We start from the raw sequence: 16,937 nt of genomic DNA, 5'->3' as shown, positions 1-16,937 counted from the left end.
TTTTTAGGGGCGCTGCCCCTGCCACATCAGAGATGTGGCCACCCCGGGATATTTTTGGTCAAATGAAGGGCCATCCGTTCTGTCACCGCGCTATGTCGCCTTTGCAAACAGGCACGCGTATGTCTCCCGCAGCGCCTTTTTCTGCACTTTGCCCATCGTGTTGCGCGGCAGCTCGGGCAGGAAAATAATCTGCTTGGGCTGTTTGAACTTCGCCAGGCTCTGCGCCAGAGGCGCGCTGATCTCTGCCTCTGTCAGGGTGGGATCGCTGCGCACCACCACAGCCACCACCGCTTCGCCAAAGTCGGCATGCGGCACGCCAATGACCGCGCTTTCCAGCACGCCATCAAGATCATCTATCAAAGCCTCAAGCTCTTTGGGATAGACATTGAACCCGCCTGTGATGACCAGATCCTTGGCGCGTCCGACAATGGTGACATAGCCATCGCCATCGCGTTGTGCGAGATCCCCGGTGATAAACCAGCCATCGGGCAACAGTTCTTCGGCGGTCTTTTCGGGCATCTGCCAATAGCCCTGAAAGACATTGCGCCCGCGCACTTCCAGCACCCCGATCTCCCCCTCTGGCACCTCGATACCATCGGCGCGGATGCGCGCCTCCACACCGGGCAGAGGGAAGCCCACCGTGCCCGCACGCCGCTCCCCGTCATAGGGGTTGGACGTGCTCATATTGGTTTCGGTCATGCCATAGCGCTCCAGAATCCGGTGCCCTGTGCGGGCTTCCCATTGCTCATGGGTGTCCACCAGCAGAGGGGCGGAGCCAGAAATGAAGAGCCGCATATTGGCCGCGCGGTCGCGGGTCAGCCGCGCATCCTGCAAGAGCCTTGTGTAAAATGTTGGCACCCCCATCAGGCTGGTCGCCCTGGGCATGGCCTCCAGAATGACCTCCCCATCAAACCGCGCCAGAAAGATCACCGAGGCCCCAGCCAGAAGCGCCACATTGGTGGCCACAAAAAGCCCATGGGTGTGAAAGATTGGCAGCGCATGAATGAGCACATCCTCACGCGTGAACTGCCAATAGTCGCGCAGCATTTGGGAGTTGGAGAGCAGGTTGTCATGGCTGAGCATCGCCCCTTTGGAGCGCCCGGTGGTGCCAGAGGTATAGAGGATCGCCGCCAGATCCTGTGGCCCACGCGCCACCGGCACAAAGCCCTGCTGCGTTGCGGCCAGATCCACAAGCGTGCCCGCGCCTGCATCATCCAGCGTCAGCACCGCCGCGCCTTTGGCCACCTCAGAGAGCGCAGCGGCTTTGGCCGGATCACAGACCAGCACCCGGGGCGTGGCATCGGAGAGAAAATAGGCCACCTCCGCCGTGGTGTAGGCCGTGTTGAGCGGCAAAAACACGCCCCCCGCCATCACCGTGCCGAGATACAGCTGAATCGCCGCAACGGTCTTCTCTACCTTTACCGCAACGCGATCTCCCGGCATGACACCCTGCGCCACCAGCGCCGCCGCCACACGTTCTGCCCCGGCAAAAAGCGCGCCAAAGGTGACATCTGTTCCGCCGGGAACCTCGGCAAAAACCTCTCCCTCGCGCCCCGCCGCGGCACCACTCAGCCCGGCCATCAAATGGTTGTCCTGATACATCAAAGCCCTCCGATCTGCGCGCCGCACTGTCCCTGCTCCTCCCCCAAAGATCAAGCCTGCCCCGCTTGCCAATACCACGTCCCTGCGCCACAGTTGCCCCATCTCAAACGCTAGGTCCCCCATGCAGCCGCTCAAAGGCATTGCCTTCAAAGTCACCGCCATCGCCCTGTTTTCGCTTATGGCGGCGCTGATCAAAGCCACCAGCGATGAGATCCCCGCAGGTCAGGCCGTGTTCTTCCGATCGTTTTTTGCGCTTTTTGTGATCTTTGCATGGCTGGTGCAGCGCGGTGAGTTTCCTCAGGGTCTGCGGGTGAACAACGCCATGGGCCATGTCTGGCGTGGGGTGATTGGCACCACCTCTATGGCGATGAATTTCGCGGCCCTTGGCCTCTTGCCACTGCCGGAGGTGACCGCCATCGGCTTTGCCGCCCCCCTGATGACCGTGATCTTTGCCGCCATGTTTCTGGGCGAAGAAGTACGCGCCTTTCGCCTCTCTGCCGTCGCCCTTGGTCTTGTGGGGGTCTCTGTGGTGCTCTGGCCGCGCCTGACGCTCTTTGATCAGGATCAGGCCTCCGCACTGGCCACAGTAGGGGTGATGCTGGTACTCGGGTCCGCCATGTTTCGCGCCCTGGCACAGATCCACATCCGCAAACTGGTGCAGACCGATCAGACCTCCGCCATCGTGTTCTACTTCTCACTAACCGCCTCTGGCCTGTCCCTGCTGACAGTGCCATTTGGCTGGGTTGTGCCAAGCTGGGAGCAGGCCGGGCTGCTGATCACCGCCGGACTGATTGGCGGGGTGGCACAGATCATGCTGACCTCCTGCTACCGCTTTGCCCCCGCATCGGTGGTGGCACCCTTTGACTATGTGGCGATCCTCTTTGCCATCCTCATCGGCTATGTCTGGTTTTCAGAGATCCCCACCGCGCAGATGCTGATCGGGGCCTCCATCGTGATTTCCGCTGGCATTCTGATCATCTGGCGCGAACGCCAGCTCGGCCTGAAACGCGGCAAGGCCCGCCCCGGCGTCACACCACAGGGCTAAGCGCGCTGAGTCTAGACCCAGCTTTCCGGCAGCTCACGGCCCAGCTCAAACGCCAGTCGCTGTGCAAAAAGCCGCATGTCCGCCGCCCGCGCATGGGCCATGGCACAGCCCGCCTCTGTCAGCATGTCTTCTGGCAGACGAAACAGTTTAAGCGGCCAGTGATCCAGCGCAAAAGCCGTGTCATCCAGCGCACGGTTTTCGGCAAAAGGATCATCCTCATCATAGAGCGCACGGCCCAAGGCCCCGCCCACTGCAAAGGTGCGCGCAATGCCAATCGCGCCCAGCGCGTCCAGCCGGTCCGCATCCCGCAAAATCCGCGCTTCAGGCGATTTGGGCTGCAACCCAGCCGAAAAACTATGTGCAGCAATGGCATGCTGTGCTGCGGCCACCTGATGATTGTCAAAACCATGAGTGCGCAGGATGGGGGCCGCCGCCGCAGCGGCCATGGTGCTGGCTTTGGCGCGACGCGGCGAATCCTTGGGTAGGTTCACCAGATCATGCAGATAGGCCGCCCCCAGCAAAACCTTCAGATCCGCCCCAGCTTCAAGTTCCGCGAGCTTCTGTGCGGTCTGCCAGACACGGTCCAGATGTGCGAGATCATGAGCGCTGTCCTGCGCCATGTGTTCCGCTGCCTCCTTGCGCAGCGCGAGGCGCAGCGGCTCCAATTCCAGACCGTCCAGCATCAGCCGATCTTGCCCTGATTTTCCCCCACCTGACCGCGATGCAGCAGCAGATGATCCAAAATCACACAGGCCATCATGGCCTCACCAACAGGCACCGCACGAATGCCCACACAGGGGTCATGCCGCCCCTTGGTGATCACTTCGGTGGGGGTGCCGTCTTTGCGGATCGACTGGCGCGGCGTCAGGATCGAACTGGTTGGTTTCACGGCAAAGCGCACCACCACATCCTGCCCGGTGGAAATGCCGCCCAGAATGCCGCCCGCATGGTTGGAGGAAAACACCGGCTGGCCATCGTTGCCCATAAAGATTTCATCGGCATTCTCAGAGCCTTTCAGCCCCGCCGCCGCCATACCTTCGCCAATCTCCACGCCCTTGACCGCGTTGATCGACATCATCGCCGCCGCCAGATCTGTGTCGAGCTTGCCATAAATCGGCGCGCCAATCCCGGCAGGCACATTGCGTGCCACAACCTCGATCACGCCGCCCACGCTGTCATGCTCTTTGCGCAACGCCTGAAGATAATCTTCCCACTGCTGCGCCACATCCGCCCCCTGTGGGATCCAGAAGTCATTGTCCTCAATAGCATCCCAGTCAAACGCATCGCGATCAATCTCCAGATCGCCCATCTTGGTCATATAGCCTTTGATCTCAAGGCCGGGCACCAGCGCCTTGATGGCCTCGCGTGCAATGCCGCCTGCGGCCACACGCGCCGCCGTTTCGCGCGCAGAGCTGCGCCCGCCCCCGCGATAGTCACGGTTGCCGTATTTCAGATGATAGGTGATATCGGCATGCCCGGGCCGGAAGGTCTGGCTGATCTCGCCATAGTCGCGGCTGCGCTGATCGGTGTTTTCGATCATCAGCTGGATCGAGGTGCCGGTGGTCTTGCCCTCAAACACGCCAGACAGGATTTTCACCGCATCCGGCTCATTGCGCTGCGTGGTGTTTTTGTTCTGACCGGGGCGGCGTTTGTCCAGCCAATGCTGCAACATCGCCTCCGTAACCTCAACACCGGGAGGGCAGCCATCCACCGTCGCGCCCAACGCAGGGCCGTGGCTCTCGCCCCAGGTGGTGACGCGGAAAAGGTGTCCAAAACTGTTCATCGACATAGGCGCGGCTCCTCGTTTGAGGCACCTTTTAGCAGAATGCGCGCTATGGGGAAGTCGCCTCTCGCGTCCTTATCCTAAAGAAAACACTGCACCTCGATCTGATAGCCGTTCGGATCGGCGCAAAAGAAGCTATAGATGCCAAAACGCGCAATCTCTTCAGGTCCCGACAGCCCCCCTGCCCCGGCCTCTTTAAGACGCAGATAGGCAGCATCCACAGCCTCTGCATCCGCCACAACCAGCGTGATCATACTGCCTGCGGGCTGCACAACGCGCGCGCCAAACACCTCACAGAGCCCAATGCGCGCGCCCGGCGCGGTTTCAAAAATCATCGCCGTGCCCGCGTCCCGCACCACCGGAAGGCCCAGCACATCCCGGTAAAAGGCCACACAGGGCGCCAGCGTCTCGGTATAGACCCAGGTGATCTGGTTCAGGATGCCGCTCACTTTAACCGTCCGACAATACGACCAATGAAGATCGCCACAAACATGGTGCCCACAATCGCCTGCAATCCAGTAAGCATACGTGGCAGGCTCGCCGCCGGTGTGATCTCGCCATAGCCCACTGTGGTCATTGTGATCATGGAAAAATAGACAAAGGGCGCGCGCTGTTGTCCCACATCACCCGGCAGATTGAACGAGCCAGGATGCGCCACCTCAATCCGCCAGTAGATCAGCCCCCAGATCATCGCGATCAGCAAATAGCCAAAAATCCCGCTCGACAGCCGCTCATATTCGGAATGCACCGGCCCGATCAATTGCCGGAAACTGATCAGCATGGAGCCAAACAGCAGGATCGCAGCAACCACCGCAAGGCTGCCGTCCATTTTTGCGCCCCAAAGCTCGCTCACCAAAATCATCGCAAACCAGGCCACCACGGGCACCGCCATAATCAAGCGCAGCGTGGTCCGCCGTTCTGTTGCGCCCACGACCCCGAGAAACAGCAAACTCAGCCCCCAAAGCGCAATCGTATCAGCCCAGACAAAGTGGTCATCAAACCCGTCCAGCAGAATCAGCAGGGCCAAAAGCCCAAGCAAAATCGACCAGCGATGTGTCACAAAAAAACCGGCATTCTCCGGAAGCTCTCTGGTTACGCTCACTATTTTATCCTCGCATTCCCCGATAAGTGTACTAATAGAGCGACAATACCCGCAGACGCCAGCCACCTTGCTGCAAGCCTATGCGGATTTTTGCAAACAAGGAAAGTTGGTTACAATGGATGGCATGGACGAAAGACGCTTAATTGACCTTGGGGTACGGTTGCTGTTTCTGGGGCTGTTTGCTTTTGCGGCCTTCACCATCATCCTGCCTTTGTCCGGCATTGTGATCTGGGCCATCATCCTTGCGGTGGCAATTTATCCTCTGTTTGACTGGCTGCAATCCAAACTCGGCGAGCGCCGCGGACTTGCTGCGACACTGATCACCCTGCTCGGTCTTGGCCTCACCATCGGCCCGCTCTGGGCCTCCATCAGCGGGCTGGCAGAACACATCGCCACGCTGTCGGGCAAAGTGCAGAACGGCACGCTGGAAATCCCCGCCCCCCCAGAAGGGCTCAAGGATATTCCTGTGGTCGGCCCCAAGGCGACCGAGGCCTGGCATCTGTTCAACTCCAATATGGCGGTCGCGCTGGAACGCTACGGCTCGGTGATCTTGGAATTTGCCAGCACCATCGGCGGCGCAGTGGCAGGCATCGGCTTTCAACTGCTGGCCATGGCGCTCTCTGTCGTTGTCATGGGCATGATGCTGCCCCCCGGCCCCAAACTCGGCGCCATGACACAGACCTTCGGCAACCGCGTCTTTGCCCCAAAGGGCGGCGAATTTGTCAAAATGGCCACCGCCACCGTGCGCAACGTCTCCCGTGGGGTGCTGGGCGTGGCCGCGCTACAGGCCGGCGGCATGGGCATTGTCATGATGCTCTTTGGCATTGACGCCGCGGGCCCTCTGGCCGTGGTGATCCTGATCCTTGGCATTCTTCAAATCGGCCCGCTGCTGGTGGTGATCCCTCTGCTGATCTGGGCCTGGGGCGCCATGGGCTTTGGCGCCGCACTCGGTTTCACGGCGCTGATGATCCCGCTCACCCTGATGGACAACTTCCTGCGCCCGATCTTTATCGCCAAAGGTCTCGATACGCCCATCCTCGTGATCCTCGTCGGCGTGCTGGGCGGTGTGCTCTCTTCTGGCCTGATCGGCATTTTCATCGGCCCGGTGATCCTCTCGGTGTTCTATGAGCTTGTGCTCGCCTGGATGGAAACCGATCCCGCCAAAGCCAAAACGCAGGAAGGCGACGCCTGATGAAACGCACCTTCTGGACAACCGTGGGCCTGCTGCTGGTGATTATCGCTTGGTATCTCGCCGCCGACCGCACCACCCCCTTCACCTCCAACGCCCGCGTCAAAGCCATCATCACGCCCATCACCCCGCAGGTGTCCGGCACGATTGTGGAAATCAACGCAGGCAATGGTGAAATCGTCGAAGCAGGCACCGTGATTGCCCGCATCGACCCGCGCCAGTTTGAAATCGCCAAACAAAGCGCCGAAGCCGATCTGGCCCGCGCCACACAGGATGTGGGGGCCGACAGCGCCGATGTCAGCAGCGCCCAGACCCGCGTGACCCGGGCCCAGACCGATCTGGAAACAGAGCGTCTGCAAGCCGCACGGGTCTTTGAGCTGGAGGAAAAAGGCCTGATTGCCGTCGCCAAGGCGGACGAATCCCGCCGCCGTCTGGCCGATGCCGAATCCGAGCTGGAACAGGCGCAGGCAGATCTGGAAAGCGAAGAGAAAGCCCTCGGCAGCACCGGCAATGACAACCCGCGCATTCAGGCCGCCCTAGCCAAGCTCTCCGATGCCGAGCTCAAACTCAGCTGGACCGCGCTGGAGGCCCCCTCCCGTGGGGTGCTCTCCGATCTGGATGTCGCCACCGGCAACTACGCCAAAGCAGGTCAAAGCCTGATGACATTTGTCGATGCCTCCAATGTCTGGATCGAGGCCTATATGACCGAGAACAACCTTGGGAAGGTCAAGATCGGCGATCCGGTCGATGTGGTGCTGGATATGCACCCGGGCAAAGTCTGGCGCGGCGAAGTGGCCAGCCTGAGCATCGCAAGCTCTGACGGCACCAACGCCAAGCCCGGCGACCCCACCCCCATTCCCCGCACCGCAGGCTGGCTGCGTGACCCGCAGCGTTTTGCCCTGCGTATCATCCTGCCAGAGCACACATCCGGCGATGAAACCGATGACATCCGCTTTAATATGAACGGACAGGCAGATGTGATCGTCTACACCGGAGACAGCTTCTTTCTGAACACCGTGGGCCGCTTCTACATCAAGCTGGTCGCCCTGTTCTCCTATGCCTACTGAGGCCACCTCCGCACCGGACAATCGCGGTCTGCGGCTGGCGGTTGGCGTGGGGGGGCATTTTGCCCTCGCCATTTTGCTCGGCTGGCCCCTGGCCACGATCTGCACGGTGTTTGTGACCCTCTTCCTTCAGGCCCCCGGCCCCATGCCCCCCAAGGCCATCAAAGGCCTGTTCATGATGGCCGTTGTCTTCCTGACCGCGAGTTGGGTGATCTCCTCTGCGCTGTCACCCTACCCGGTTGCCTTTCTGCTGGGGCTGGCTCTGGCCGTGGCCAGCGCCTTTTACTGGTCCACCAAAGGCACTGGCATGCTCGCCGTGGTGCTGGCGCTGATGGCTGCGCTGATGCTGCCGACACTTGTGCTGACCTCACAGAAGCTGGCCCTGATCCTGGTGATCTGGGTGCCGCTCAATCTGGTGCTGGCGTGGCTCTGGACCGTGGCGATGTTTCACCTGTTTCCGCCAACGTCCTCTGGTGTCGCCGCAGCGCAAAAACCTCCGGCCCCACATCATGATCCGAGCCGTCTGGTCTGGCGCATGTCACTGGTGACCATTCCTTTTGCCTTCTATTTTTATCTGGTGGGCAGCGGCGCGCTTGTGACTTTGCTGTTTGTGGCCATCCTCTCCCAACAGCTCTCCGCAGCCACCGCCGCAGGCCCTACCGTGGCGCGCGGCATGCTCAAAGCCAATGTGCTGGGCGGCATCGCCGCCATGATCTGTTATGAGCTGACCGTCATTGCACCTCTGATGCTGGTGGCTTTGCTTGCCTTTGCCACCGCCGCATTCGTATTTGCCCGTTGGTTTGTCTCCGGTCGCGCCGACGCCTCGCTCGCCGGGTCTGGCCTCACCACCACCGTGATCCTCTTTGGCGGCTCTATCGCCCCCTTTGGCGATGATGCAGATGTGGCGCTGGTCGACCGGCTGCTGCAGATTGGCAATGCCTTGATGTTCGTGCTGATCGCCTATGTTGTTGTCGATGCCTTCTTCCCGCTGACCCCGGATCCCAAAGCAAAGACCAAACGCCGCCCACGCGCCCGTTTGCGCCGACGCACCGCGCCAAGCTGACAGGCCACCTTCAGGCCCCACTTGCAGACATCAAATTTCTGCGGTTACATCCGCCGATATCAAAAAACTGCACACGACGGGACAGCCTGATGGACATACGCGCGCTTGGCATGGGGCTGCTCTTTGCCCTGATCTGGTCATCAGCTTTCACCTCTGCACGCATCATCGTCGCAGACGCCCCACCACTGGCGATCTCCGCATTGCGCTTTGCCATCGCCGGAGTGATCGGCGTGGCCATTGCCCGCGCGCTCGGGCAAAGCTGGCATCTTACCAAAGCGCAATGGCGGGCCACGTTGATCTTTGGTCTCTGCCAAAATGCGCTCTATCTGGGGCTTAATTTCACCGCCATGACCACGGTCGAAGCCTCTCTGGCCTCCATCATTGCCTCCACCATGCCGTTGATCGTCGCGCTGCTGGGCTGGGCTGTGATGGGCGAAAAGCTCTCCCCTCTTGCAGCCATCGGGCTGATTGTCGGCTTCGGCGGCGTGGTGCTGATCATGGCGGGGCGCCTTGGTCAAGGCGTGGATCTCTTTGGCGTCATTCTCTGTGTGATCGGCGCCTTGGCGCTGGCCATTGCCACGCTGACCGTGCGCAATGCCTCTTCTGGCGGGAATGTTCTGATGATCGTCGGGCTGCAGATGTTTGTTGGCGCCGCCGTGCTGTGTGTGGCCTCTCTGATCTTTGAGACTTGGGAGGTGCACTGGAACCCGCGCATGCTCACGGCCTTTGCCTATACCATTGTCGCGCCGGGGCTGCTGGCAACGTGGATATGGTTTGCACTGGTGGCCCGCATCGGCGCGGTCAAAGCCGCCACCTTCCACTTCCTCAATCCGTTTTTTGGGGTGGCGATTGCCGCGCTCATTCTTGGGGAAAGCCTCACGCTCACCGACATCATCGGCGTGGCCGTGATCTGTGCCGGGATTCTTGCGGTGCAACTGTCGAAACAATCCCACACGACCACGTGATCATCCGTCACCACGGTTTGATATGACATATCCTGAATGTGTTGTCACAACGGGGCCATGGAATTTGTTTTTGCATATGGTGCGGGTCTGCTGACCCTGATTAACCCCTGTGTGGTGCCGGTTTTGCCCATCGTCATCGCCACCGCCCTTCAGGCCTCCAAACACGGCCCCGCAGTTCTGGCTCTGGGTATGAGCCTGAGCTTTGTGATGCTCGGCATGGCCGTGACGACCTTTGGCTATGCCATCGGCCTCACCCCTGAAACCCTGTCTCAGGCCGGGGCCGTCTTGATGATTGCCTTTGGAGCCATCCTTCTGATCCCCCGGTTCTCCACCGCGTTCTCCACGGCAACAGCTGGCGTCGCTGCCCGTGCAGACAGTGGGCTCGATGCTGTAGACCGCTCCACCCTTCAGGGCCAATTCCTCGGTGGGCTCCTGCTGGGCGCGGTCTGGTCCCCCTGTATCGGGCCCACGCTTGGCGGCGCCATTTCTCTGGCCAGTCAGGGAGAAAGCCTCGGGTTCGCCGCGCTGATCATGGTGGCCTTCGCCGCAGGCGTCTCCACACTCATCCTCGCGCTTGGCTATGGGGCACGCTCCGCCATGAGCCGCCATCAGGCCACCATGCGCGCCATCGCCGCCAAATCCCGCCCAATCATGGGCGTGGTTTTCCTCGCCACCGGCCTCGCGCTGTTTTTCAACCTCCACCACATGATCGAAGGCTGGCTGCTCACTGTCATGCCCGCCTGGCTGATTGACCTGTCTGTTTCCATTTAACCAAGGAGTTTCCCATGCACCGCCGCACCTTCCTCACCGCAGCCGCCGCCAGCCTTCTGGCACCGCTCGCGGCCCGCGCCGCCACCGACTACACCCCCGGCCTCGTCAAACAACACCTCGCCAAGGGCGACATCGTCTTCCTGGATTTCTCCGCCACATGGTGCGCCACCTGTGCCACCCAAGAACGGGTCGTCAACGAATTGATCGACGAAAACCCCGCCTACGGTGAGGCCATCACCTTCATCAAGGTCGATTGGGACACCTACCGCAAAGCCGAACTCACCAAGAGCCTCAAGATCCCGCGCCGCTCCACCCTTGTGGTGCTGAAAGGGGATCAGGAGCTTGGCCGTATTGTGGCCGGCACCTCAAAATCCCAGATCAAAGGCCTGCTGGACACCGCTCTGAAAGCCTATAGCGCCTGACCCCGCGACACCTCCACGCCAGCGCAACCACGACACGCTGGCGTGATCTCCCCTTTTCAAACGCCCGTATCCTCCCATATGCCTGAAGACAGAACACCGATCCCGCCCGACATCAGGGCCCATAGATCGGGGAAGGAGACGCGCATGACCAAATACACCCGCGACACCAATGTGATCGCCACGCTGAGCGATGAGCAATTCTGGGTCACTCAAGAAAACGGCACAGAGCGCCCCGGCTCCGGCAAGCTGCTCTACAACAAAGAGCCCGGCCTCTACGTGGATGTGGTCTCCGGTGAACCCCTCTTTGCCAGTGCTGACAAATACGAAAGCGGCTGCGGCTGGCCAAGCTTCACCAAGCCTGTTGAAACCGCCTATGTCACCGAACATCATGACGCCACCCACGGTATGATCCGCACCGAAGTGCGCTCCAAACACGGCGACAGCCACCTTGGCCATGTCTTCCCCGACGGCCCACAGGATCGCGGTGGCCTGCGCTATTGCATCAACTCCGCCTCATTGCGGTTCATTCACCGCGACGATATGGAAGCGGAAGGCTATGGCGCCTATCTCAACCAAATTGAGGAGATCGAGCAATGAGCGAACGTGCAGTTCTGGCCGGTGGCTGTTTCTGGGGCATGGAAGACCTGATCCGCAGAATGGAAGGCGTTCTGGACACTCGCGTGGGCTACACTGGCGGCGATGTGCCCAATGCCACCTACAAGAACCACGGCACCCATGCCGAAGCCATCGAGATCACCTTTGATCCGGCCAAAACTTCTTTCCGAAAACTGCTGGAATTCTTCTTTCAGATCCACGATCCAACAACCGTGAACCGTCAGGGCAACGACATCGGCACCTCTTATCGCTCCGCCATTTTCTATGTGGATGAGGCACAGAAAGAGGTCGCCATCGACACCATCAAAGATGTCGAAGCCTCCGGTCTCTGGCCCGGCAAAGTGGTGACAGAAGTCACCGCCGTCAGTGATTTCTGGGAAGCCGAAGATTATCATCAGGACTATCTGGAGAAGAACAAAGGCGGCTATACCTGCCACTTCGCCCGCCCGGATTGGGTCCTGCCCAAACGCAACGGCTGAAACACCCCCCTGCCAAAGGCACCCTGCCTTTGGCAGCATGCCTCAGCCGCTCAAAAGCGCGGTTTACGCCTCTGCAATCCGGGGCCGCCCGGAAGCTTCCACAGTAAAGCTCGCCTCCACAAAGACCTCCCGCGCTTCTGCCTGCGCGCGGCGGATGTCTTTGTGCACCGTCACCCGAATACCCTCGGCCCCGCTGCGCAAAGCATCCTCTTCTGCCTGCTGGGTGAGAGCCGTTTCAAGGCGAATTAGAGCCTCATTTTCGTCCGAATAATCCTCCGGCCCCGCATCCAGATGCACCCGAAACTTGCCTTCGCTGGGGGCCGTAACAGTACCGCTTTTACGGATGGTGATCCGCCCCACCACGGCACCAATGGCATTGGCCACGCCACCGTGCACTGGCAAAATCGTGTCACAGCGCACGCGCGCGCCCACCGCCGGATAATACTGGCGTGCCGACGCCCCAAGACCAATCACCGGCCCCACCAAACCGGTGTCAATGCGCACCAGTCCCTTATGCCCATCTGTCAAACCGCGCTGGGTCAGCACATGTCGCGCCAGTTGCGCGGGTGACAGGCCAAAATCACTGTCTTCTTCGGCAAAAGCAGTCTCTAACAAGGCCAAACTTGTCTGATGGGTCAGCTGCGCGACAATCATCTGCGCCAGAGCCTCTGGCCCTGCTGCCAGCGTCTGACCAGAGCCAATCCGATTGCGCGCCATCAGGCTCAGTGCCAAAGTGGCCGCCTCCTGATCCCAGAAATCCGCATTGCCCAGAACATGGCTGGCATCTGACGGCGTCACGCCCCCCTGTTGCACCAGACCACGGGCCACCAGACGGTCCAGCGCCTTCTTCTCCAGCTGATTTTTCAACACCTCACCCAGAGGTCGCACCCCCGCACCGATGCGCTCAAACAGCGTCGCCTCCCGTGCCGTCAGCCCCTGTGGTTCAAGATGGGTGACAGCGCGCACAAACCGCCCGTCGTGCTGCATGGGCACCGCCCGGCGCAGCTGTGTCTCAAGCGCCTCATGCACAACTTCAGGCGCCTCTGTCGCCAGAAGCGCCACCGGCAGCACCCTGCGCGGGCCCAGCGTCACACCACCCTGCAAGCCGCTGCTCTGCACCTGCACCTCGCTGTCGCCACCCAGCCCAAAGGTGTGCATCGCTACCGCTTCCACCATGGTCCGGAACGCGCCCACACGCGCGCCCTGTGGATCAATCGCTGGCTGGCCATTGCGCAGAACTGCCACATCCGTGGTGGTGCCGCCAATGTCACTCACCAGCGCCTCCTCTGCCCCCGTCAGCCAGCGCGCGCCCACAATGGAGGCCGCCGGACCGCTCAGAATGGTCTCAATCGGCTTCTCCCGCGCCAGTTCTGCCGAGATCAGCGCCCCATCCCCGCGCACCACCATCAAAGGCGCGGTGATGCCCAACCCGCGCAAACGATGATCCGCCCGCGAAATCAGTCGGTCGATCATCCCGATCAGCCGCGCATTCAACAGCGCCGTCAGCGCCCGCTTCGGCCCATTGAGCTTGGCAGACAGCTGATGAGAGGCGCTGATCGGGCGATTGAGCCGAGCGGCCACAAACTCTGCCGCACGCTGCTCATGGGCCGGATTACGGGTGGCAAATTTGCCCGCGATGGCAAAGCCTGACACATCCGAAACAGTCTCTAACCATGCACAAAGCGCCACCTCATCCAGATCTTTCTCCGCATGGCCCGCATGATTGTGGCCCCCTGCCACCACCACATGGGGATCCCCGGCAAGCGCCTCAGCCAATCCGTGTTTGTGCAGATCCTCTTCCTGAAAACCGATCAGAATAAGCCCAACCCGTTCGCCCTGCCCTTCCACCAGCGCATTGGTCGCAAGTGTCGTGGACAGAGAGGCCAGGGTGATCTCTTCAGGGCGTACAGCCGCCTGCTGCAAAACGGATTCCACTGCGGCCCCAATGCCCTTGGCAAGGTCGTCTCGCGTGGTCAGCGATTTCGCAGAAGCGATCACATCCTGTTCGTTCCGGATCAACACCGCATCCGTATAGGTGCCGCCCGTATCCACGCCCAAAGACAAACTCATGATGGCCTCTCCCTTACCCGTTTTTTTTGGAAACCTAAGCCGGGCCGCACCATGCCACTGCCCCAATTGCGTCACGGGGTGCCGCTTTCGCCACGCAACCGCGCAACCGCCCAACGCGCCGCATCCGCCACCGTCTCATCAGGATCCTCGCACAGCGGCACTGCCGCCGCCTCAAGCTCCGGCGCGCCGGAATTGCCAATGGCGTAAAGCACATTGCGTACAAAGCGATTGCGCCCGATCCGCTTGATCGGAGAGCCTGAGAAAAAGGCCCGAAAGCCGGGATCATCCAACCCAACCAGCTCCGCCAGTTTCGGCGCTTTCAGTTCCTCGCGCGCGTGATACTTCATCTCCCGCGCCTCTTGGGCAAACTTGTTCCACGGGCAGGCGGCAAGACAGTCATCGCAACCATAAATCCGATTGCCCAGCAACGGGCGCAGCTCGGGGTCCACCGGCCCGTGTGATTCAATGGTCAGATAAGAAATGCAACGCCGCGCATCAATTTTATGGGGCGCAGGAAACGCACCGGTCGGACAGGCCTCCAGACAGGCCCGGCAAGAGCCGCAGTGATCCACCTCTGCCGCATCAATATCCAGCTCCGCAGTGGTGAACACCGACCCAATAAAAAACCACGATCCCAGATCCCGGCTCACCAGATTAGTATGTTTGCCCTGCCAGCCAAGCCCCGCCGCCTGCCCCAGCGGTTTTTCAGGCACAGGTGCCGTGTCCACAAACACCTTCACCTGCACCTCGGGATCCGTCTGCGCAATCAGCCACCGCGCCAGCCGCTTGAGCCGCTTCTTGACCGTGTCGTGATAATCCTTGTTCTGCGCATAGACAGAAATCGCCGCGCGCTCCGGATGGGCATGCACCGCTGTGGGATCATGTTTGGGCGTATAGCTCTCCCCCAGCATGATCACAGAACGCGCCTCAGGCCACAGAACGCTGGGATCTGCGCGCCAGTGGGTACGCTCCCCCAGCCACTTCATCTGCCCGTGATAACCTTTGGCCAGAAACCCCGCCAGATCTGCGCCAACATGGCGCACCGCATCTGGCCGACACACCCGCGCCAGATCAAAGCCCATCTCCCGGGCCTCCGCTTTCATCCGCGCGGTCAGATCAGCAGACACCGGCCCACTCCTTCATTTGGCCCGAAATATCCTCGGGGGTGAGGCTGTCAGGCCGAGGGGGCAGACAGCCCCCTTCTCCCGAAAGATCAGAAATCCAGATCCGCATAATGCGCCGGTGGCGGGAACCCCGGCACCTGATCTGCCAGAATGGCGCGAAACGCCGGACGCGACTTGATGGTCGCATACCAGTCTTTCACCACCGCAGAGCGGTTCCAATCCACATCCGAAATATAATCCAGCGCACTCAGATGCGCCGCGGCGGCAAAATCAGCAAGGCTCATCACATCCCCCGCCAGCCACCGGCGGTGATCGAGCAGCCAATGCATGTAGTCGAGGTGATATTTGATCGCCTTCGCCCCCGCCTTCACATTGGAACTGTCCGGGTAACCCGTTCCCATCAGCTTGCGATTGACCCGCTCATAAAGCAGCTTGGCAGTGACCTCATGGTGAAACTTGTCATCAAACCACGCCACCAGCCGGCGCACCTCATAGCGCCCATCTGCATCCCGCGGCATCAGCGCCGGATCCGGATATTGCTCTTCCAGATACTCACAGATCGCACTGCTTTCCGCCATCATCTTGCCGTCCATCTTAAGAACCGGCACTTTGGCCGCCGGATTGCGGCGCAGGAAATCCGGATCCTGCTCCCAATAGCGCTCCTCCACCAGCTCCACTTCCAGCCGCTTTTCCCCCATCACGAGGCGCACCTTGCGGCAGAATGGGGACAGGGGCACATGGAACAAACGGTTCATCAGGACAGTCACAGCCTTGTTGGAATTTCAGAGATAGACTCTCAATGCCTTGCCAAGGGCCATTTTTCAATCCGCAAAACAGGCCGCGCGCGCATCTCCGCGTATGGTCGCCGCCCCATCCAGGATCGCCGCCGCCCGCCGCCGCAACCCGGCGGTTGGCTTGCTGGCATCCCGCACCTTGGGGTTGGGCAGCACCGCCGCCAGCCGCGCCGCCTGCACCGCGGTCAAGGCCTCAGGCCCGACATCGAAGTAGTGCCGCGCCGCCGCTTCCACCCCAAAGATCCCCTCATCAAACTCCGCCACATTGATATAGACCTCAAGAATGCGCTTCTTGCTCCAGGCCATCTCCACCAGCGGTGTCATAAGGGTTTCCATCACCTTGCGCGGCCAGCTGCGCCCTTGCCAGAAATAGACATTCTTCACCGTCTGCTGGGTGAGCGTGCTTGCCCCGCGCCCCGCCCCTTCGGCAATCGCGCGGCGAATTTCACGCACGTCAAATCCCCAATGCAGACAGAAATTGGCATCTTCAGCCGCCACCACCGATCGCAACATCACCGGCGCCACGTCTTCGATCGGCACCCAGGCGCGGTCAATCGCCCCAAGTCGGCGCTTCTCCCCCACCATGGTCCATGTGATCGGTGGGTTCACCACTGCGTAAAGCAGGACGGAAAGGATCACCAGAGAGACAGACCATAGCGCCACACGCCGCAGCCAATAGCGCAGGCGCAGCCATTGACGCCTGACCACGCCATGCTTTTGTTGTTTGGCTTTTGTCTGTGCCATATCCCCGCGCGATATCCCTGTCGCTGTGATCCACCACTGTAATCAGGCGCCTCTTGATCCTACGGGCTTAGAGACTCCCCGTCATCCGTGCAAGCCTCCCAAAAT

The 16,937-nt window shown here is 60.8% G+C and carries 18 protein-coding genes; 9 read left to right on the top strand and 9 right to left on the bottom strand.

Going from position 1 to position 16,937, the window contains the following annotated elements; translation table 11 throughout:
• Window positions 1-90: 90 nt before the first annotated feature.
• Window positions 91-1,602 carry a malonyl-CoA synthase gene (locus tag J7382_RS02155; RefSeq protein ID WP_209066788.1) on the bottom strand — a complete coding sequence of 504 codons (1,512 nt, stop codon included), beginning with the start codon at window positions 1,600-1,602 and terminating at the stop codon, window positions 91-93.
• A 121-nt stretch (window positions 1,603-1,723) separates the two neighbouring features.
• On the opposite strand from J7382_RS02155, the gene J7382_RS02150 reads away from it, so the two are divergent.
• The gene (locus J7382_RS02150) at window positions 1,724-2,647 is read left to right on the top strand and encodes a DMT family transporter (RefSeq protein ID WP_058238636.1); all 924 of its coding nucleotides are present in this window, start codon (window positions 1,724-1,726) and stop codon (window positions 2,645-2,647) included.
• A gap of 11 nt (window positions 2,648-2,658) precedes the next feature.
• On the opposite strand, the gene J7382_RS02145 is transcribed toward J7382_RS02150, so the two are convergent.
• From J7382_RS02145 to J7382_RS20200, 4 genes are all read right to left on the bottom strand, one after another.
• Window positions 2,659-3,330 carry an HD domain-containing protein gene (locus J7382_RS02145; RefSeq protein WP_209066787.1) on the bottom strand — a complete coding sequence of 224 codons (672 nt, stop codon included), beginning with the start codon at window positions 3,328-3,330 and terminating at the stop codon, window positions 2,659-2,661.
• A complete protein-coding gene (aroC, locus tag J7382_RS02140; protein WP_058238638.1) occupies window positions 3,330-4,436 on the bottom strand; it encodes a chorismate synthase in 1,107 nt (368 codons plus the stop codon). The genes J7382_RS02145 and aroC overlap by 1 nt, the downstream gene beginning before the upstream one ends.
• A gap of 74 nt (window positions 4,437-4,510) precedes the next feature.
• Complete coding sequence (locus J7382_RS02135; RefSeq protein ID WP_209066786.1) at window positions 4,511-4,879, bottom strand: VOC family protein; 369 nt, start codon at window positions 4,877-4,879, stop codon at window positions 4,511-4,513.
• Window positions 4,876-5,532 (bottom strand): potassium channel family protein, encoded by a 657-nt coding sequence (locus J7382_RS20200; protein WP_209066785.1) that lies wholly within the window; start codon window positions 5,530-5,532, stop codon window positions 4,876-4,878. The genes J7382_RS02135 and J7382_RS20200 overlap by 4 nt, the downstream gene beginning before the upstream one ends.
• Window positions 5,533-5,647: 115 nt before the next feature.
• Here J7382_RS20200 and J7382_RS02125 point away from each other — a divergent pair, with 115 nt between their 5' ends.
• The 8 genes from J7382_RS02125 (at window position 5,648) to msrA (ending at window position 12,100) form a co-directional block, all read left to right on the top strand.
• Entirely contained in the window at window positions 5,648-6,724 is a 1,077-nt protein-coding gene (locus J7382_RS02125; RefSeq protein ID WP_209066784.1) for an AI-2E family transporter, read from the top strand.
• Window positions 6,724-7,788, top strand: a complete 1,065-nt coding sequence (locus tag J7382_RS02120; protein ID WP_209066783.1) for an HlyD family secretion protein — start codon at window positions 6,724-6,726, stop codon at window positions 7,786-7,788. Before J7382_RS02125 ends, J7382_RS02120 begins: the two co-directional genes overlap by 1 nt.
• A complete protein-coding gene (locus J7382_RS02115) occupies window positions 7,778-8,848 on the top strand; it encodes a DUF2955 domain-containing protein (RefSeq protein WP_209066781.1) in 1,071 nt (356 codons plus the stop codon). Before J7382_RS02120 ends, J7382_RS02115 begins: the two co-directional genes overlap by 11 nt.
• An 89-nt stretch (window positions 8,849-8,937) precedes the next feature.
• Window positions 8,938-9,813 carry a DMT family transporter gene (locus tag J7382_RS02110; protein WP_209066779.1) on the top strand — a complete coding sequence of 292 codons (876 nt, stop codon included), beginning with the start codon at window positions 8,938-8,940 and terminating at the stop codon, window positions 9,811-9,813.
• 57 nt (window positions 9,814-9,870) lie between these two features.
• Window positions 9,871-10,584 (top strand): cytochrome c biogenesis CcdA family protein, encoded by a 714-nt coding sequence (locus J7382_RS02105; RefSeq protein ID WP_209066777.1) that lies wholly within the window; start codon window positions 9,871-9,873, stop codon window positions 10,582-10,584.
• Window positions 10,585-10,598: 14 nt separating this feature from the next.
• Window positions 10,599-11,006, top strand: a complete 408-nt coding sequence (locus J7382_RS02100; protein WP_209066775.1) for a thioredoxin family protein — start codon at window positions 10,599-10,601, stop codon at window positions 11,004-11,006.
• 144 nt (window positions 11,007-11,150) lie between these two features.
• Window positions 11,151-11,603 carry a peptide-methionine (R)-S-oxide reductase MsrB gene (gene msrB / locus J7382_RS02095; protein ID WP_209066773.1) on the top strand — a complete coding sequence of 151 codons (453 nt, stop codon included), beginning with the start codon at window positions 11,151-11,153 and terminating at the stop codon, window positions 11,601-11,603.
• Window positions 11,600-12,100 (top strand): peptide-methionine (S)-S-oxide reductase MsrA, encoded by a 501-nt coding sequence (gene msrA / locus J7382_RS02090; RefSeq protein WP_209066771.1) that lies wholly within the window; start codon window positions 11,600-11,602, stop codon window positions 12,098-12,100. Before msrB ends, msrA begins: the two co-directional genes overlap by 4 nt.
• A gap of 63 nt (window positions 12,101-12,163) precedes the next feature.
• Here msrA and J7382_RS02085 read toward each other — a convergent pair whose 3' ends face one another.
• The 4 genes from J7382_RS02085 to mtgA form a co-directional block, all read right to left on the bottom strand.
• On the bottom strand, window positions 12,164-14,170 hold the full coding sequence (locus J7382_RS02085; RefSeq protein WP_209066769.1) for a hydantoinase/oxoprolinase family protein: 2,007 nt from the start codon (window positions 14,168-14,170) through the stop codon (window positions 12,164-12,166).
• Window positions 14,171-14,241: 71 nt separating this feature from the next.
• The gene (gene queG / locus J7382_RS02080; protein WP_209067556.1) at window positions 14,242-15,273 is read right to left on the bottom strand and encodes a tRNA epoxyqueuosine(34) reductase QueG; all 1,032 of its coding nucleotides are present in this window, start codon (window positions 15,271-15,273) and stop codon (window positions 14,242-14,244) included.
• A gap of 110 nt (window positions 15,274-15,383) precedes the next feature.
• Window positions 15,384-16,049: a glutathione S-transferase family protein gene (locus tag J7382_RS02075; RefSeq protein ID WP_058238650.1), complete on the bottom strand. Its 666-nt coding sequence runs from the start codon at window positions 16,047-16,049 to the stop codon at window positions 15,384-15,386.
• A gap of 66 nt (window positions 16,050-16,115) precedes the next feature.
• Window positions 16,116-16,832, bottom strand: coding sequence for a monofunctional biosynthetic peptidoglycan transglycosylase (gene mtgA, locus J7382_RS02070; RefSeq protein ID WP_209066767.1), 717 nt, complete (start codon window positions 16,830-16,832; stop codon window positions 16,116-16,118).
• Window positions 16,833-16,937: the final 105 nt, after the last annotated feature.

Source organism: Shimia sp. R11_0 (genome assembly GCF_017744035.1).
Classification (GTDB): Bacteria; Pseudomonadota; Alphaproteobacteria; order Rhodobacterales; family Rhodobacteraceae; genus Shimia; species Shimia marina.
The sequence above is the reverse complement of the archived record's forward strand: the minus strand, read 5'-3'. Positions and strand labels throughout refer to the sequence as shown.

Coding starts and splice junctions, on each gene's coding strand:
- J7382_RS02150 (WP_058238636.1), top strand. CDS start 1,724: ATGCAGCCGCTCAAAGGCATTGCCTTCAAAGTCACCGCCATCGCCCTG.
- msrB (WP_209066773.1), top strand. CDS start 11,151: ATGACCAAATACACCCGCGACACCAATGTGATCGCCACGCTGAGCGAT.
- J7382_RS02085 (WP_209066769.1), bottom strand. CDS start 14,170: ATGAGTTTGTCTTTGGGCGTGGATACGGGCGGCACCTATACGGATGCG.
- J7382_RS02110 (WP_209066779.1), top strand. CDS start 8,938: ATGGACATACGCGCGCTTGGCATGGGGCTGCTCTTTGCCCTGATCTGG.
- J7382_RS02115 (WP_209066781.1), top strand. CDS start 7,778: ATGCCTACTGAGGCCACCTCCGCACCGGACAATCGCGGTCTGCGGCTG.
- J7382_RS02105 (WP_209066777.1), top strand. CDS start 9,871: ATGGAATTTGTTTTTGCATATGGTGCGGGTCTGCTGACCCTGATTAAC.
- J7382_RS02075 (WP_058238650.1), bottom strand. CDS start 16,049: ATGAACCGTTTGTTCCATGTGCCCCTGTCCCCATTCTGCCGCAAGGTG.
- J7382_RS02125 (WP_209066784.1), top strand. CDS start 5,648: ATGGATGGCATGGACGAAAGACGCTTAATTGACCTTGGGGTACGGTTG.
- J7382_RS02155 (WP_209066788.1), bottom strand. CDS start 1,602: ATGTATCAGGACAACCATTTGATGGCCGGGCTGAGTGGTGCCGCGGCG.
- J7382_RS02100 (WP_209066775.1), top strand. CDS start 10,599: ATGCACCGCCGCACCTTCCTCACCGCAGCCGCCGCCAGCCTTCTGGCA.
- queG (WP_209067556.1), bottom strand. CDS start 15,273: ATGAAAGCGGAGGCCCGGGAGATGGGCTTTGATCTGGCGCGGGTGTGT.
- msrA (WP_209066771.1), top strand. CDS start 11,600: ATGAGCGAACGTGCAGTTCTGGCCGGTGGCTGTTTCTGGGGCATGGAA.
- J7382_RS02145 (WP_209066787.1), bottom strand. CDS start 3,330: ATGCTGGACGGTCTGGAATTGGAGCCGCTGCGCCTCGCGCTGCGCAAG.
- mtgA (WP_209066767.1), bottom strand. CDS start 16,832: ATGGCACAGACAAAAGCCAAACAACAAAAGCATGGCGTGGTCAGGCGT.
- J7382_RS02120 (WP_209066783.1), top strand. CDS start 6,724: ATGAAACGCACCTTCTGGACAACCGTGGGCCTGCTGCTGGTGATTATC.
- aroC (WP_058238638.1), bottom strand. CDS start 4,436: ATGTCGATGAACAGTTTTGGACACCTTTTCCGCGTCACCACCTGGGGC.